This window comes from Xanthomonas sp. NCPPB 2866, assembly GCF_041475745.2.
In the GTDB taxonomy this organism is placed as follows: domain Bacteria; phylum Pseudomonadota; class Gammaproteobacteria; order Xanthomonadales; family Xanthomonadaceae; genus Xanthomonas; species Xanthomonas arboricola.
Map to the genome: position 1 here is coordinate 4177663 of NZ_CM192975.1, position 14733 is coordinate 4192395.

11 protein-coding genes and 1 pseudogene are annotated in these 14733 nt (G+C 66.9%); 6 read left to right on the top strand and 6 right to left on the bottom strand.

Annotation, left to right across the window (positions count from 1 at the left end):
- Window positions 1–175 precede the first annotated feature (175 nt).
- The 4 genes from ACCQ04_RS17680 to ACCQ04_RS17695 all read right to left on the bottom strand — a co-directional run bounded on the left by ACCQ04_RS17680 (window position 176) and on the right by ACCQ04_RS17695 (window position 4724).
- On the bottom strand, window positions 176–1612 hold the full coding sequence (locus tag ACCQ04_RS17680) for a UdgX family uracil-DNA binding protein (protein WP_226427585.1): 1437 nt from the start codon (window positions 1610–1612) through the stop codon (window positions 176–178).
- A gap of 203 nt (window positions 1613–1815) precedes the next feature.
- On the bottom strand, window positions 1816–3060 hold the full coding sequence (locus ACCQ04_RS17685) for a putative DNA modification/repair radical SAM protein (protein ID WP_016900902.1): 1245 nt from the start codon (window positions 3058–3060) through the stop codon (window positions 1816–1818).
- Window positions 3061–3451: 391 nt separating this feature from the next.
- A complete protein-coding gene (locus ACCQ04_RS17690) occupies window positions 3452–4282 on the bottom strand; it encodes a dioxygenase family protein (RefSeq protein ID WP_046344515.1) in 831 nt (276 codons plus the stop codon).
- A gap of 31 nt (window positions 4283–4313) precedes the next feature.
- A complete protein-coding gene (locus ACCQ04_RS17695; RefSeq protein WP_226427506.1) occupies window positions 4314–4724 on the bottom strand; it encodes a DoxX family protein in 411 nt (136 codons plus the stop codon).
- A gap of 105 nt (window positions 4725–4829) precedes the next feature.
- Between ACCQ04_RS17695 and ACCQ04_RS17700 the strand changes: the two genes are divergently transcribed.
- From ACCQ04_RS17700 to ACCQ04_RS17720, 5 genes are all read left to right on the top strand, one after another.
- Window positions 4830–5723, top strand: a complete 894-nt coding sequence (locus tag ACCQ04_RS17700; RefSeq protein ID WP_039525174.1) for a LysR family transcriptional regulator — start codon at window positions 4830–4832, stop codon at window positions 5721–5723.
- A 95-nt stretch (window positions 5724–5818) separates the two neighbouring features.
- Window positions 5819–6388: a flavodoxin family protein gene (locus tag ACCQ04_RS17705; RefSeq protein WP_039518741.1), complete on the top strand. Its 570-nt coding sequence runs from the start codon at window positions 5819–5821 to the stop codon at window positions 6386–6388.
- 278 nt (window positions 6389–6666) lie between these two features.
- Window positions 6667–7662, top strand: a complete 996-nt coding sequence (locus tag ACCQ04_RS17710) for an aldo/keto reductase (RefSeq protein ID WP_024940767.1) — start codon at window positions 6667–6669, stop codon at window positions 7660–7662.
- A 117-nt stretch (window positions 7663–7779) separates the two neighbouring features.
- Window positions 7780–8475: a glycosyltransferase gene (locus ACCQ04_RS17715; RefSeq protein ID WP_039510084.1), complete on the top strand. Its 696-nt coding sequence runs from the start codon at window positions 7780–7782 to the stop codon at window positions 8473–8475.
- Between the two features lie 150 nt (window positions 8476–8625).
- Window positions 8626–10695, top strand: a complete 2070-nt coding sequence (locus ACCQ04_RS17720) for a M13 family metallopeptidase (protein ID WP_226427586.1) — start codon at window positions 8626–8628, stop codon at window positions 10693–10695.
- A gap of 50 nt (window positions 10696–10745) precedes the next feature.
- Here ACCQ04_RS17720 and ACCQ04_RS17725 read toward each other — a convergent pair whose 3' ends face one another.
- A complete protein-coding gene (locus ACCQ04_RS17725) occupies window positions 10746–11672 on the bottom strand; it encodes an oxygenase MpaB family protein (protein ID WP_065032927.1) in 927 nt (308 codons plus the stop codon).
- A 446-nt stretch (window positions 11673–12118) separates the two neighbouring features.
- Here ACCQ04_RS17725 and ACCQ04_RS17730 point away from each other — a divergent pair.
- A pseudogene (locus tag ACCQ04_RS17730) lies at window positions 12119–12840 on the top strand (hypothetical protein).
- Window positions 12841–13088: 248 nt separating this feature from the next.
- Here ACCQ04_RS17730 and ACCQ04_RS17735 read toward each other — a convergent pair.
- Window positions 13089–14684 carry an APC family permease gene (locus ACCQ04_RS17735; protein ID WP_024940772.1) on the bottom strand — a complete coding sequence of 532 codons (1596 nt, stop codon included), beginning with the start codon at window positions 14682–14684 and terminating at the stop codon, window positions 13089–13091.
- Between the last annotated feature and the right edge of the window lie 49 nt (window positions 14685–14733).

Consider the following 14733-nt stretch of genomic DNA (forward strand, 5'->3'; position numbering starts at 1 on the left):
ACAGCACGAGGCGCAGACACTGTTTTGCATCGTTGTATCCGCGCGTGCCTGGAAACAGGCTCCAGGCAGCGCCACCACACCGCAAAGCGGCGGTGAGGGAACCACTGGCTCGCCAGTGGTTCCACTTGGTGTCTCGTTCTCCGACACCGTGCGCGTGCATTTGCACGCGCATCTTTTATGTCTTCGCCATGCGCTCTGCAGCAACCGGTGCATCCAGCAACTGGCGCAGGTCCTCGACAAACCCGCGGTAGCCTTCCTCGCGCGCGGCCTCCGAGCCCTGCCGCAATACCCACGAGGGATGCACGGTGGTCAGCACCGGCGTGCCGTCGTCCAGCCACTGCCACTGGCCGCGCTGCTGCATCAAGCGAAAGCTGCTTCCCAACACCGCCTGTGCCGCGGTCGCGCCCAGGCAGACGATCTGCGCCGGACGCAGCTGCGCGCGTTCGGCATGCAACCAGCCACTGCAGGCCTGCACATGCGACCGTTCCGGGTTGCGATGCAGCCGCCGCTTGCCGCGTTGCTCGAAGCGGAAATGCTTGACCGCATTGGTCACGTAGACCGTGGCGCGGTCGATGCCGATTTCGCCCAGCGCCATGTTGAACAAACGCCCGGCCGGCCCGACAAACGGACGCCCGCTCAGATCCTCTTCGTCGCCGGGCTGCTCACCGATCACCATCACCGACGCATCGCTCGGCCCTTCGCCGAACACCGTCTGCGTTGCCGGCTGCCATAACGCGCAACGCCGGCAATCGCGCGCGGCCACACGCAACTGCGCCAGGCTTTGCGTGGCCACTTCCGGGACCGGCGCCGCCGCCGGTACTCGCCGCCGCACCGGCTCGGGCGCACGCTCGGCCATCTCGCGCACGCGCACCCCGGCCTCGCGGATCAGCTCCGGCAACAGGCTCGCCTCGGGCAGGTTCTTCCAGTATTTCTGCGGCATTTCCTGCCGCATCATGGTCGGATTGAGACGCGCCGGATTGAAGATATGCGCGTAATAGGTACGCCAGAGCGTCTCCTGCGCATCGTCGGCCGGCACCTGGGTGCGCACGGCGCCCTCGCCGAACGTCAATGCGTCACCGTCCCAGCGCACGCTGCGATACGGGGTGAGGATCGCCCAGCGCATGCCGGCGAAGCGGCGCGCGAAAAACGGCGCCACCCGATCCACGATCCAATGTTCGGGCTCGAACCAAGCCACGAAGTCTTCCTCTTCCACCGGCAAACGCCGAAAGCGCACGAACGCCTTCATCTTGTGCGTATCGCGCTGCACCGCCTTTTGCCACTGCGTCACCCGATGCACGTCGACATCGGTGGCCCGCTCCAGCAGCGCGCGCTCGCCGCAGGCCACCCGCCACAACAGCCGGTACAGCACCGCATAGCGCTGCGGATCGCGGTGACACAACACCGCTCCGGCCATCTGCAGGAACTCCGCCGACACCCGCGGCGCTGCAGCCACGGCCGGCAAATCCAGCAGCCCCTGCCCCATCAACAAGCCGCCCTGCGCTCCGCCAGTCCACGCGATGGAGTCGGGCTCCACCTGCGCGCACCACCCCGCCCGCGCCAGCGCACGCCATGCTTCAAGGCTCCAGCCCGGCTCGACGTCAGCGTTGAGCATCGCGGTGGTCAGCATGGAGAGGTGGGATTGGGGATTTAAGATTGGGGAGTCGCAAAGCGTCGCGTTCCTGTGTCAGCAATGGCGTTCGGTGGCAGCTTTGCGCCTGATGCGACCCTTCTCCGCACTTCGAGCAGCTTGCCCGGCAACACGGCAGACGCCAGCGGACGCGGCGGATCGCCGGACGCCGGCGACCAGCTGCGGTTTCAATCGAACAGACTCGCCTGCCGGGGTGCCGGCGCCAGTTGCGCGCGCAAGCGCACCGGGTCGTCCAGGCGCTGGCGCGGATGATGGTCCAGCACGCTCACAAACGGCAGCAGCTTCTTCATCGGCACCCGCAACCGCGCCAGGTCGCCCACCCGCAAGCGCGCATGCCGGCGCGACAACAACAGGCGCTCCACATTGCGCGTGCCCAGGCCCGGCACCCGTAGCAGCATCTCGCGCGGCGCCGCGTTCAGATCCACCGGAAACCGCTCCGGATTGCGCAGCGCCCAGGCCAGCTTCGGATCCACGTCCAGATCAAGCATGCCGCTGGACTGCGCCGGTGCGATCTCCTCCACGCTGAACTCGTAGAAGCGCAGCAACCAGTCGGCCTGATACAGCCGGTGTTCGCGCTGCAACGGCGGTGCCTGCAGCGGCAATTTGGACGAGGCATCCGGGATCGGGCTGAAGGCCGAGTAGTACACCCGGCGCATCCGGTAATTGCCGTAGAGATTGTGGCTGGTGTCCAGGATGCTGCGGTCGTTGGCATCGTCGGCGCCGACGATCATCTGCGTACTCTGCCCGGCCGGCGCAAAACGCGGCGGCTTGGCGCGGCGCAGCTTTTCGGCCTTGCGCTCCAGCTGGTTTTCTTCGATGCGCCAACGCAGTTCACCCATTGCCGAGCGGATGCCGCCAACGCTTTTTTCCGGCGCCAGCAGCGTCAACCCCTGCTCGGTCGGCAGCTCCACATTGATGCTCAGGCGGTCGGCGTAGCGGCCGGCGGCGGCCAGCAATTCCGGCGTTGCATCGGGGATGGTCTTGAGGTGGATGTAGCCGGCGAAGTGATGCACCTCGCGCAGCTGCCGCGCCACTTCCACCAGCTGCTCCATCGTGTAATCGGAGTTGCGGATGATGCCGCTGGACAGGAACAGGCCTTCGATGTAATTGCGCTTGTAGAAGTCCAGCGTCAGCGTGACCACTTCTTCCGGCGTGAAGCGCGCACGGCGCACATTGCTGGACACGCGGTTGACGCAATATGCGCAATCGAACACGCAGAAATTGGTGAGCAGGATCTTCAACAGCGACACGCAGCGGCCGTCGGGCGTGTACGAGTGGCAGATGCCCATGCCCTCGGTGCTGCCGATCCCGCCGGTGCCGAGCGAATTGCGCTTGTTCGCGCCACTGGAGGCGCAGGACGCGTCGTATTTGGCCGCATCGGCCAGCACTGCGAGTTTGTCGAGGATTTTCACGCAAGCAGCATGTCGTGAAGGCGTCTCAGCCTATGAGACTGCACCGCACTTCATCGTGAATGCTTCAGAGCGCTGCGCTGCCGGCTCTCGTCGGCAGCATGCCTGGTCGCTGCGCTGCCGGCTCTTGCGGGCAGCATGCCTTGTCGCTGCGCCGCCGGCTCTTGCGGGCAGCATGCCCGGTCGCCGCGGGCCGGTGCGCCGTAGGTACCAAGCCGTATCGCCATGGGTCTTGCCTGGTGTAGCCACCGCACCACAGCGGTTTGCAGCGGCAGTAACTGGCCACATGTCATGGCTTGCAGGCGGCTGGGCAGTGCCTCGAGATTGCGGGGACGGCATGCCGCCTGCACAGGCGATGACAGCGACGGTGCAAGCGTGCTGCGGCCGCCAGGGCTCAGGCGGCGACCGGGCCCGCAAGCGCGCGATCATCACCGGGATCGCCGTCGAACCGGTAGATATCCATCGCCAGAAACCCCGCGTCGATGCCGGCATCGATGCGCTGTGCGCCGAGCCGGTCGGCGCCGGCGGCGCCCATCGCCACGTACAGCGGCAACAGGTGCTCGTCGGTGGGATGCGCCCGTGCCGCATGCGGTGCCTGCCGGCGATAGTCCAGCAACGCGGCGATGTCGTCCTCCACCAGTTTGCGCTCGGTCCACTCGATGAAGGGCCGCACATACGGCGCCTCGCGCTCGGCGCTGTAGCCATGGCGGAAGTCGTGCAGGTTATGGGTGATGCTGCCCGAGCCGATTACCAGCACCCCGTCCTCGCGCAGCGGCGCCAGCGCGCGGCCGACCGCAAACTGGTGCGCCGGGCCCAGCTCGGGCTGGATCGACACCGACACCACCGGAATGTCGGCGGCCGGATACAGCAGGCGCAGCGGCACCCACACGCCATGATCGAAACCGCGCTGCGGGTCCAGATGCGGATGCAGGCCGGCCTGTTCCAGCCGGCGCAGGATCTGCTGCGCCAGCGCCGGCTCGCCGGGCGCAGGATATTCCAGCTCGTACAACGGCGCCGGAAAGCCGCCGAAGTCATGGATGGTGGGCGGCCGCGCCGCGCCGCTGACCAGCGGGCGACGGCCCAGCCAGTGCGCGGATGCAACGACGATCGCGCGCGGCCGCGGCAAGGTCTGCGCGAGCTCGGCCAGGCGCTCGCCGACCTGCCCTGGCTGCAGCGCAGTCATCGGCGATCCGTGCGAGATGTACAGGGAAGGCAAACGGGTCATGGCGTACTCCTCGAAAGAACGACAGGCAGCCTCAACGCGCCGGCTTCAGCGCCCACGCGCCTTCGCCGAGCAGGGCTTGCACGATCAGCAACACCGCCCACAGCGCCGGGTATTCCCAGCCGCCGCCCGGATTGGAGAAACCGAAGCCGTTGCCGCCGTGCACGCTGACGATGGTGCCCAGCAGCAGCGGCACGCCCAGCAGCCCGATCCAGCGCGCATAGATGCCCAGCAGCAGGGACAGGCCCAGGCCCAGTTCCAGCGCGATGGTGAGATAGGCCAGCGCGCCCGGCAGGCCCAGCGAGTGGAAATAGGCCACGGTGCCGGCCGGGGTGAACACCAGCAACTTGATCAGGCCGTGGGCCAGGAACAGCGCGCCCAGGCTGATGCGCAACAAGCCGGCGCCATAGGCAGCGGTACGCGGGGAAGCAAGCGAGGTGGACATTGGACGGACTCCAGTGAGGACCTGCACAGCCTATTGCTTACAAATTTCTGATAAATAGTTTTAGTTCGGATAATTTATTGCGATCAAAGCAACAATCGGACATCCATGGATACCCTCGATGCGATGCGCGTGTTCGCAGCAGTGGCCGAACGCAGCGGTTTCAGTGCTGCCGCCGATGCGCTGGACCGCTCTACCGCCAGCGTGACCCGGCAGGTCGCCGCGCTCGAGCAACGGCTGGGCACCCGCCTGCTCAACCGCACCACCCGGCGGGTCAGCCTGACCAGCGCCGGCACCGCGTATTACCAGCGCTGTCTGCAACTGCTGGCCGACCTGGACGATCTGGAGGCCACGGTCGGCGCGCAGGCGCTGGAGCCGGCCGGGGTGCTGCGGGTCAATGCGCCGGTGAGCTATGGCATCGAGCGCCTGGCCGCGCTGCTGCCGGGCTTTTGCGCGCGCTACCCGCAGGTGGAACTGGACCTGTCGCTGTCGGACCGGCTGGTGGACATGGTCGAAGAAGGTTTCGATGTCGCCATCCGCATCACCCGGCAGCCGGCGCCGACGCTGATCGCCCGGCGCCTGGGCACGGTCCGCCTGGTGCCCTGCGCGGCGCCGGCCTACCTGGCACGCGCCGGCACCCCGACGCATCCATCCGACCTGGCCGGCCACGACTGCCTGCTGTACCACTACTCGCCCAACGGCGACGAGGTGCGCTTCCATGGGCCCGATGGCGATAGCGATGTGCGCATCCACGGCAGCCTGCGCGCCAACAACGGGCATGTGCTGAGCGCGGCGGCGGTGGCCGGCCTGGGCATCGCGATGCAGCCGGACTTCCTGGCCGACGAGCATCTGGCCGCCGGCCGGCTGGTGCGCATCCTTCCGCAATACGCACTGGGGGAGATCGGCATCTTTGCCGTCTATACCAGCCGCAGCCACCTGGCCCCGAAGGTGCGCAGCTTCATCGACTACCTGGTCGACAGCATGGGCGATCCCGGGCGCTGATGAGCCCGGCAACAGTACGTCCCGTCGATGGTCATTAACCTGACACGGCATGTGTGGTCACAATCGGGCCCCCACCCGGATCAACAGGATTGCGCATGAGCAAGATCGCCATCATCTACTTCAGCGGCTACGGCCACACCGTCAAACTGGCCGAAGCCGTGCATGCCGGCGCTGCCAGCGTCGGCGAGGCCACGCTGTACCGCATCGATCAGGACGGCAACCTGCCCGACGACGCCTGGGAGGCGATCGGCGCAGCCGACGCCATCATCTACGGCAGCCCCACCTACATGGGCGGGCCGGCGTGGCAGTTCAAGAAGTTTGCCGACGCCAGCTCCAAGCCGTGGTTTGCGCAGGCCTGGAAGGACAAGATCGCCGCCGGCTTCACCAACTCGGCCTCGGTGAACGGCGACAAGTACGCCACCATCCAGTATTTCTGGACGCTGTCGCAGCAGCACGGCCAGGTCTGGGTGGGTACCGGCCTGCTGCCGTCCAACACCAAGGCGCACGGTCCGCAGGACATCAACTGGACCGCCGGCTCGGCAGGCGCGCTGGCGATCTCGCCCTCCGATGCCTCGCCGGAAGAAGCGCCGCGCAGCGGCGATCTGGAAACCGCCAAGCTGCTCGGCAAGCGCGTGGCCGAATTCGCCGGCAAGCTCAAGGGCTGAAGCGGCCAGTGGTAGCGCCTACGTAAGAACACCCGTGCATGGCGGTGGGCCCTGGCCTGCCGGCATGCGCGGGTTCTTGCGTTGAGTCGCGTCGCCCGCCCGCGTTTTGCGCGCTGTGCTGCCGACTGCTTGGCTGTGCGCCGTTTGCCTGTGCGCCCAGCGGACGCCACGGCAGCCCGCCAGCCGCCCACAGCGCCGTCATCGCACGGGCCACATCGTGCTAACGCGCGCCGCCGCATCCTCCCCTGACTTGTTCGCCGCACGGAGTTTCCTCCACCATGCAAACCCGCACGCTTGGCCGTTCCGGCCCCACCGTCTCTGCGCTCGGCCTCGGCTGTATGGGCATGAGCGCGTTCTACGGCGATCGCAGCGACGAAGCCGGCTCGATCGCAGTGATCCATCGCGCCCTCGACCACGGCGTCAGCCTGCTCGACACCGCCGACATGTACGGCCCGCACACCAATGAAATCCTGGTCGGCAAGGCCATTGCCGCGCGCCGGCACGAAGTGTTTCTGGCCACCAAGTTCGGCATCAAGCTCGACCCCAACGATCCGTCGGTGCGCGGCATCGATGGCAGCCCGGACTATGTGCAGGCGGCCTGCGAAGCCAGCCTGCGCCGCCTGGGCGTGGAGCACATCGACCTGTACTACCAGCACCGCGTGGACCCCAACGTGCCGATCGAAGACACCGTCGGTGCGATGTCGCGTCTGGTCGAACAGGGCAAGGTGCGCTTCCTGGGGCTGTCGGAGGCCGCTGCAGCCACCATCCGCCGTGCGCATGCGGTGCATCCCATCACCGCGGTGCAGACCGAATACTCGCTGTGGTCGCGCGAGCCCGAGGACAACGGCGTCTTCGCCACCGTGCGCGAGCTCGGGATCGGCTTCGTTCCGTATTCGCCGCTGGGCCGCGGGTTCCTCACCGGTGCATTTGCCTCCCCGGACGACTTCGAGGCCGACGATTACCGTCGCCATTCGCCGCGTTTCCAGGGCGAGAACTTCACCCGCAACCTGCAACTGGTGGAGCAGGTCAAGGCGATCGCCGCCGACAAGGGCATCACGCCGGGGCAGCTGGCGCTGGCCTGGGTGCTGGCGCAGGGCCAGGATCTGGTGCCGATCCCTGGCACCAAGCGGCTGGCCTACCTGGAAGAAAACCTCGGCGCGCTCGATGTGGCGCTGATGCCGGACGAACTCGCACGCATCGATGCGATCTTCCCGCTGCAGGCCGCGTCCGGTACGCGGTATCCGGAAGCGATGATGGGCGCGCTCAGCCGCTGAGCGTGCTCACGTGAGTGCACGCAGTCGCAGCTGTGCGGCGATTGCATGCGCTCACGCCATCGCACCGGTATGGCTCGCACACTTGGCATCACCACCGTCCGAGTGACACGTCCTGCCATGCTGTCCTTCGTGATCCCCGCCCATGACGAGGCCGTATTGATCGGCCAGACGCTGCAATGCCTGCACGCCTGTGCGCAGGCCATGCAGCTGGACTACGAGGTCATCGTGGTGGCCGATGCCTGCGAGGATGACACCGCCGCCATCGCGCGCGCGGCCGGTGCGCAGGTGCTGGAGGTGCAACTGCGCCATATCGCCGCCACCCGCAATGCCGGCGTGCAGCAGGCGCAGGGCGATCGCCTGCTGTTTCTGGACGCCGATACGCTGATCAACCCGCAAGTGGTCGGCGCGGCGCTGGCGGCGCTGGATGCCGGCGCGGTCGGCGGTGGCGCGCAGGTACATCTGCAGGGCAGGCGCGCGTGGTTCGAACGCATGGCGCAGGCGACGTTCGGCTGGCTGTTCCGTCTCAGCGGCATTGCCCCGGGCTGCTTCCTGTTCTGCACGCGCGCGGCATTCGTCAGCGCCGGCGGCTTCGATACGCGTTACTACGCCGGCGAAGACGTAGCATTGAGCCGCGCGCTGGCACGCTGCGGGCGGTTCGTGATCCTGCGCCAGACCGTGCACACCTCCGACCGCAAGCTGCGCAGCTTTTCCAAGCGCGAGCACCTGAGCCTGCTGCTGCGCTTTCTGTGGCGAGGGCGCGGCATGCTGCAGACCCGCGATGCGCTGGGTTTCTGGTACCAGCGCCGGCGCTGAACCGCGCGTGTCCGCACGCCGCCATGCCGGCCGCGCGCTGCCATCGCGTCGGGACGTGGCGACGGCGGCAATTTACACTGGTATGTCTGTTTTTCGTTTCCGAGTTGCACTCGCATGGCTCTTCTGCACCGTCCTGTCCTGATCGCTGCGCTGTCGGCTGCCCTGCTGAGCACCGCCGCGTGCCACCGCGATGGCACCTCACCGGCAACGACGACGCACGCCAAGCCCGCGCCCACCACGCCCAAGCTGGGCGATTTCGGTTTCGATGCGGCAGGCATGGACCGCAGCGTGGCACCAGGCGACGACTTCTTCAGCTACGCCAGCGGCAACTGGGTCAGGACCACCCAGATCCCGGACGACCGCTCCAGCTTCAACAGCTTCGTCAGCATCGCGATCGAGACCGAGCAGCACAGCCGCGACATCATCGAGGGCGCCGCCGCCAACGACCGTGTCACCGGCGAAGACAAGCAGATTGGCGATTACTACGCGGCCTACATGGACGAAGCCGGGATCGAGGCCAAGGGCGTGCGCCCGGTGCAACCGGAACTGGACGCGATTGCGCAGCTGGATGACAAGCAGGCGCTGGCGCGCACCCTGGGCGGCCAGCTGCGCGCCGATGTGGATCTGCTCAACTCCACCAACTTCCATACCGACCGGCTGTTCGGTCTGTGGATCTCGCAGGATCTGCATCATCCGGGCCGCTACGTGCCGTATCTGGTGCAGGGCGGCCTGGGCATGCCGGACCGCAGCTTCTATCTGGACGACGGGCGCATGACGCAGATGCGCGACGCCTACCGCGCGCATATCGTCAAACTGCTGGAACTGGCCGGCATCGATGACGCGGCGGCCAGGGCCGAGCGCATCCTGGCCCTGGAAACCGCGATGGCGCGCGTGCACGCCACCGCCGAACAGACCAACAACGTGCAGGCCGGCGCCAACCCCTGGAAACAGGCCGATTTTGCGCATAACGCGCCCGGCCTGGACTGGGCGCCGTTCTTCGAAGCGGCCGGCCTAAAGGCGCAGCAGGACTTCATCGTCTGGCAGCCCGGCGCGGTAACCAGGTTGTCGGCGCTGGTGCGCTCCGAGTCGCTGCAGACCTGGAAGGATTACCTGAGCTTTCGCGCCCTGGATCGCGCCTCGCCGTATCTGTCCAAGGCCTTCGCCGATGAGCGCTTTGCGTTCTACGGCACCACGCTGGAAGGCACGCCGCAACAACGGCAGCGCTGGAAGCGCGGCATCGACGCCACCAACGCGGCCCTGGGCGAAGCGGTGGGCGAGCGCTATGTGCAGAAGTACGTCAGCGCCCAGACCAAGACGCGTGCCGAGGAGATGGTCAGGAATATCGTCGCCGCCTTCGGCAAACGCATCGATGCGCTGGAGTGGATGAGCCCGCAGACCAAGCAGCATGCCAAGGCCAAAATTTCCGGGCTGACGGTGGCGGTGGGCTATCCGGACACCTGGCGCGACTATAGCGCGCTGGATGTGCGCCGCGACGACGCGCTGGGCAATGTGCAGCGCGCCGAGCTGTTCGAGTACCGGCGCAATCTGGCCAAGCTGGGCAAGGCCGTGGATCACCGCGAGTGGTACATGCTGCCGCAGGAGGTCAACGCGCTGAACGTACCGCTGGAAAACCGCCTGCTGTTTCCGGCCGCGATCCTGCAGCCGCCGTTCTTCGATCCGGCCGCCGACGATGCGGTGAACTACGGCGCCATCGGCGCGGTGATCGGCCATGAGATCAGCCACAGCTTCGACAACATGGGCGCGCAGTTCGACGAACATGGCGAGCTGCACAACTGGTGGACGCCGCAGGATCTGAAAAAATTCGAGGCCGCCGGAAATGCGCTCGCCGCGCAGTTCAGTGCGTACAAGCCGTTCGACGACCTGAGCGTCAACGGCAAGCTGACGCTGGGTGAGAACATCGCCGACGTCGCCGGCCTGGCCACCGCCTATGACGCCTATCAGCTGTCGCTGCAGGGCAAGCAGCCGCAGACCATCGACGGTTTCAGCCCGGACCAGCGCTTCTTCCTGGGCTTTGCCCAGGCCTGGCGCGGCAAGTACCGCGACGAGGCGCTACGCAATGCCGTGCTCACCGACGTGCACGCACCCGGACGTTTCCGCGCGCAGACCGTGCGCAACCTCGATGCCTGGTATCCGGCGTTCAATGTGCAGCAGGGCGAGCAGTTGTACCTGCCGCCCGAGCAGCGGGTGCGGATCTGGTAGCCAGTCCCCGCGTCACACCACCGCCCTGCACACCAGGCAAGCACCCGCACTCACTGCGCCCCGGGCCACTCCAGCAACATCGTCTGCGGCAGCTGCATGCGGCGGCAGGCGCGTGCGGACAGCCCGTCGCGTAGCGCGGTGCGGAACAAGGGCGACAGGCTGCGCAACAGCCGCGCCGACGCATGTGCCTGTGCGCGCTGCGTGGTGGTGCGGCCGAGCATGTCGCTGGCCCAGCCCGGCAACAGGGCGGTACCGGCACCGAGAAACACCCCGCGCGACAGACCGGCCGCCGGCACCGGCAACTGGATGCTGGTGAGGATGTCGAGCACCTCGCGCGAGCGCGTGTCCATGCGCAACTGCCCGCGCACGGTGGCGAAATACGCATCAACCTGCGCTTCGCTGGCAGGCACATCGGCGGCGCCCAGCGCTTCGGCGACGCGGCGCGCTTCGTCGTAGTAACGATCGGCAATGTGCGCCGGCACGTCGCGGCAATAACGTCGGCAGCCCTGCAGAAAACCGTAGGCTTCGGTGACGTGCACCCAGGTCAGCAACTGCGGGTCGTTGGCGTCGTACGGCACGCCGTCGGCGGTGTGGCCGTGGATATGCGAATGGATGCTGCGCACGCGGGCGATCAGTTGCTCGGCCTCGGCGCGCGGGGCATAGGTGGTGCCGGCGACGAAATTGGTGGTGCGCCGCAGCCGCCCGATCAGGTCTGCGCGGAAGTTGGAATGGTCGTAGACCCCGGCCAGCGCGCGTGGATGCAGCAGTTGCAGCATCAATGCGCACAGTCCGCCGGACAACATGCCGGGGAATTCGGAATGCACGCGCCAGGTGACGCTGTCGGGCCCGAAGATGCCGGGATCCCCGAGTGGCTGGTCGTAATCGATGGTGCTCTGGCCACGCGGAAACGCGCCCAGCACCCAGCGATGGATCTGCCTGGCGGCGGGAGCAGTGAGGGTACGCAGGACGGCTGACATGCGCGCAAGGATACCTAGGCGGTTGCAAGAGCGCGTCGTGGTGCTGAGGGGCTGGGATTGGGGATTGGGGAGTTGGGATTGGTGAAAGGCGGCGGCGTGTGCGCTGCTCGTCTCCATGCGTGCCGACATTCTCGGCGGGTGCTTGCCCGCCCGTCGTGGGACCTTGCGCGGCATGCGTGCTTGCGCGGCGCTCACGTGATCTGTACGCCGGACTGGGTCGCGCCGGTCGCAACCGCCGCGGATGCAATCACGCAGGCGCGAGTGTGCAGTGCAACAAGAATCACGGCGCACCGCAGCTGCAATCGCCCGGCAAACGCTTCAAATCGCCTGAATACCGCGATTTGTGCGCCGGTACGCAGGATTGGCTGGCCTTCGGCGCGCAGCAGGCATTGCCAAGCACGGCGAAAGTGCTAGAACTAGGGCCGTCCGTGTACCGGCCAGCATCACTGCCAGCCGGTGCCCGGTCGCTCCAGGGCACCGGCGCGTTGCCGGGTGCAGCAAGTCGTTCGTACCAGCCATCCGTCAGGAGCTTGTCATGATCGCTTTGTTCCAGGGTTTGGGCCTGCTATTGCAGGACAACGCACTCCATCGGCTCTCCTTCGACGAGCAGGTCGCGCACTGGCGCGAAAAGACCGACGAACAGCTCGACCAGGAGCTCAATCTGCTCAAGGTGGCCAAGAAACAGTGGGTGATCGCCTCGATCATCGGCTGGCAGGCGATCTCGCTGGTGCTGCTGGGCGTGATCACCCACCAGCTGTGGCAGAACGACTACCACCTCACATTCAGCCGCGTGGTGATCATCTTTACCTCGTGGGCCTCGATCCTGTTCGTCATGTGGTACATCGCCGATCTGTTCGATCACAGCGCCGGTTTCGAACGCTGGCTGCGCGCCTTCAACAGCCGTGCACGGGTCACCCCGGATGCCGATTCGGTCGAATGCGTGGCCGATGCGCTGGACATGACCCGCCGCTACCCGGAAGTGCTGCGCTACAAGCAGGAGGTCAGTTCCAAGCGCGAGCTGCGCCACGAGGACATCGTCAACATGCGCGAGATGGGGCGGCTGCGTCGCTACACCGAATTGCTGCGTGATCTGGACCGCTTCGATGGTGCGCCGCGGCTGGTGACCAATACCGCTCCCCACAGCGCGGCGGCGGGGACGCTGGCGTAGCGGTGTGGCGATGGATGCGGTGATTGCCGCAAGGCATCGGCAAGGCCGCGCGCCTGACGAAACGTTCTGATTGATCTGCCCGACGTCCGATTGCAACACGGCGTGCGCTGCCAGGCGGCGCCGGTCGCTGCACTCCATCGCGTGCGTGACGACCAACAAAAAACGGCCGGTGCAGTGCACCGGCCGTTTTTTGTTGGCGGCGTCCGGAGACAGACGCCTTGTTTCAGCAGCAATCAGCGATCAGGCGCTCACGCCTGCGCGACGGCCTTCTCCACCGACGGCGTACGCCAACCGCTGCGCACGCCCCAGATGTAGAACACCGCGCCGACTGCAGCCACTACCGCAAGATCGGTGCCGTAGCTGAGATAGCCATGGCCGCCGAAGTCGCTGCTGCCGGCCCAGGACAGCAGCGCGATCGTCGGCAGGTAGCAGATCATCCAGGCCGCGCCCTTGAGGTTGCGCCCAAGATCCGGCCAGCCCTGCTTGGCCTGGTAGTAGCAGTACACCGGCAGCGCCACGACCATCAGCAGGATGATCTCGCCGGTCAGCGGCCAGCGCGCCCAGTACAGCAGCTCGGTCGCCATCACGAAGGCCACGCCGGCCAGCACCGGCAGCGCGGCGATGCGCAGCGGGCGATGCAGCTCCGGCGCGTGCCGGCGTAGCGCCATCGCGCTGATCGGGCCGGTGAGGTAGGAAATGATGGTCGCCACCGAGATCACCGCCGCCAGCGTGCCCCAGCCGCGGAAGAAGAACAGGAACACGAACGACACCGCCAGGTTGAAGAACATCGCCATGCGCGGCACGCCCCAGACCGGGTGCAGCTTGCCCAGCACCGACGGCATGGTGCCGTTCTTTTCCATGCCGTAGACCATGCGCGCGGTGGTGGCGGTATAGGTGATGCCGGTGCCGCTGGGGCTGACGAACGCATCGATGTACAGCAGCATCGCCAGCCAGTGCAGGTTGACGATGATGGCCAGCTCGGCGAACGGCGAGCGGAAATCGATGCCGTGCCAGCCGGCCTTGGCCAACAGGTCCGGCGGCACCGCGCCGATGTAGGCCACCTGCAGGATCACGTAGACCACCGTGGCCAGCGCGATCGAGCCCAGCACCGCGAACGGAATGCTGCGGCCCGGGTTGCGCGCTTCACCGGCCAGGTTCACCGGGCTCTGGAAGCCGTTGAAGCTGAAGACGATGCCGGCGGTAGCCACCGCGGTAAGCACCGCGGCCAGGTCGATCACGTGCGCGTCGCCGTGGATGCCGACGCTGAAGTTCTCGCTGTGGAACCCGCTGGCGATCAGGGCCACGCCGGTCGCCGCCGGCACCACCAGCTTGAACACGGTGATCAGCGTATTGGAGCGCGCGAACAGCTTGACGCTCCAGAAATTGAGGAAGAAATACACCAGCACCAGCACTGCCGAGATCAGCAGGCCGGGCACCGACAACTCCCCGGCCCCGCCGGGTGCCTGCACATACAGGCCCTGCGCCCAGGCCCATGGCCAGGAGGCCATGTACTGCACCGAGGCCTCGGCCTCGACCGGGATCACCGACACGATCGCGATCCAGTTGGCCCAACCGGCGATGAAGCCCACCAGCGAGCCGTGCGAGTAATGGCTGTAGCGCACCATGCCGCCGGACTCGGGAAACATCGCGCCCAGTTCCGCGTAGGACAGCGCGATGGTGGTGATGATCGCCGCACCCAGAATCCAGGCCCAGATCGCACCGGGGCCAGCCAGGCCGGCAGCGCGCCAGGCACCGAACAGCCAGCCGGAACCGATGATCGAGCCCAGGCCGGTGAGCATGAGGGCGAAGGGGCCAACGTCGCGGCGTAGCGATTGTTCGGACATGAGAAGCCTGGCAGTGAGGACGCCGTGAACCGGCAACAAGCCGGCAATC

What these genes read in the sequence shown, in the direction of transcription:
- ACCQ04_RS17680 (WP_226427585.1), bottom strand. Translation starts at nt 1,612, where the DNA reads ATGCTCAACGCTGACGTCGAGCCGGGCTGGAGCCTTGAAGCATGGCGT.
- ACCQ04_RS17690 (WP_046344515.1), bottom strand. Translation starts at nt 4,282, where the DNA reads ATGACCCGTTTGCCTTCCCTGTACATCTCGCACGGATCGCCGATGACT.
- ACCQ04_RS17695 (WP_226427506.1), bottom strand. Translation starts at nt 4,724, where the DNA reads ATGTCCACCTCGCTTGCTTCCCCGCGTACCGCTGCCTATGGCGCCGGC.
- ACCQ04_RS17700 (WP_039525174.1), top strand. Translation starts at nt 4,830, where the DNA reads ATGGATACCCTCGATGCGATGCGCGTGTTCGCAGCAGTGGCCGAACGC.
- ACCQ04_RS17705 (WP_039518741.1), top strand. Translation starts at nt 5,819, where the DNA reads ATGAGCAAGATCGCCATCATCTACTTCAGCGGCTACGGCCACACCGTC.
- ACCQ04_RS17710 (WP_024940767.1), top strand. Translation starts at nt 6,667, where the DNA reads ATGCAAACCCGCACGCTTGGCCGTTCCGGCCCCACCGTCTCTGCGCTC.
- ACCQ04_RS17715 (WP_039510084.1), top strand. Translation starts at nt 7,780, where the DNA reads ATGCTGTCCTTCGTGATCCCCGCCCATGACGAGGCCGTATTGATCGGC.
- ACCQ04_RS17725 (WP_065032927.1), bottom strand. Translation starts at nt 11,672, where the DNA reads ATGTCAGCCGTCCTGCGTACCCTCACTGCTCCCGCCGCCAGGCAGATC.
- ACCQ04_RS17735 (WP_024940772.1), bottom strand. Translation starts at nt 14,684, where the DNA reads ATGTCCGAACAATCGCTACGCCGCGACGTTGGCCCCTTCGCCCTCATG.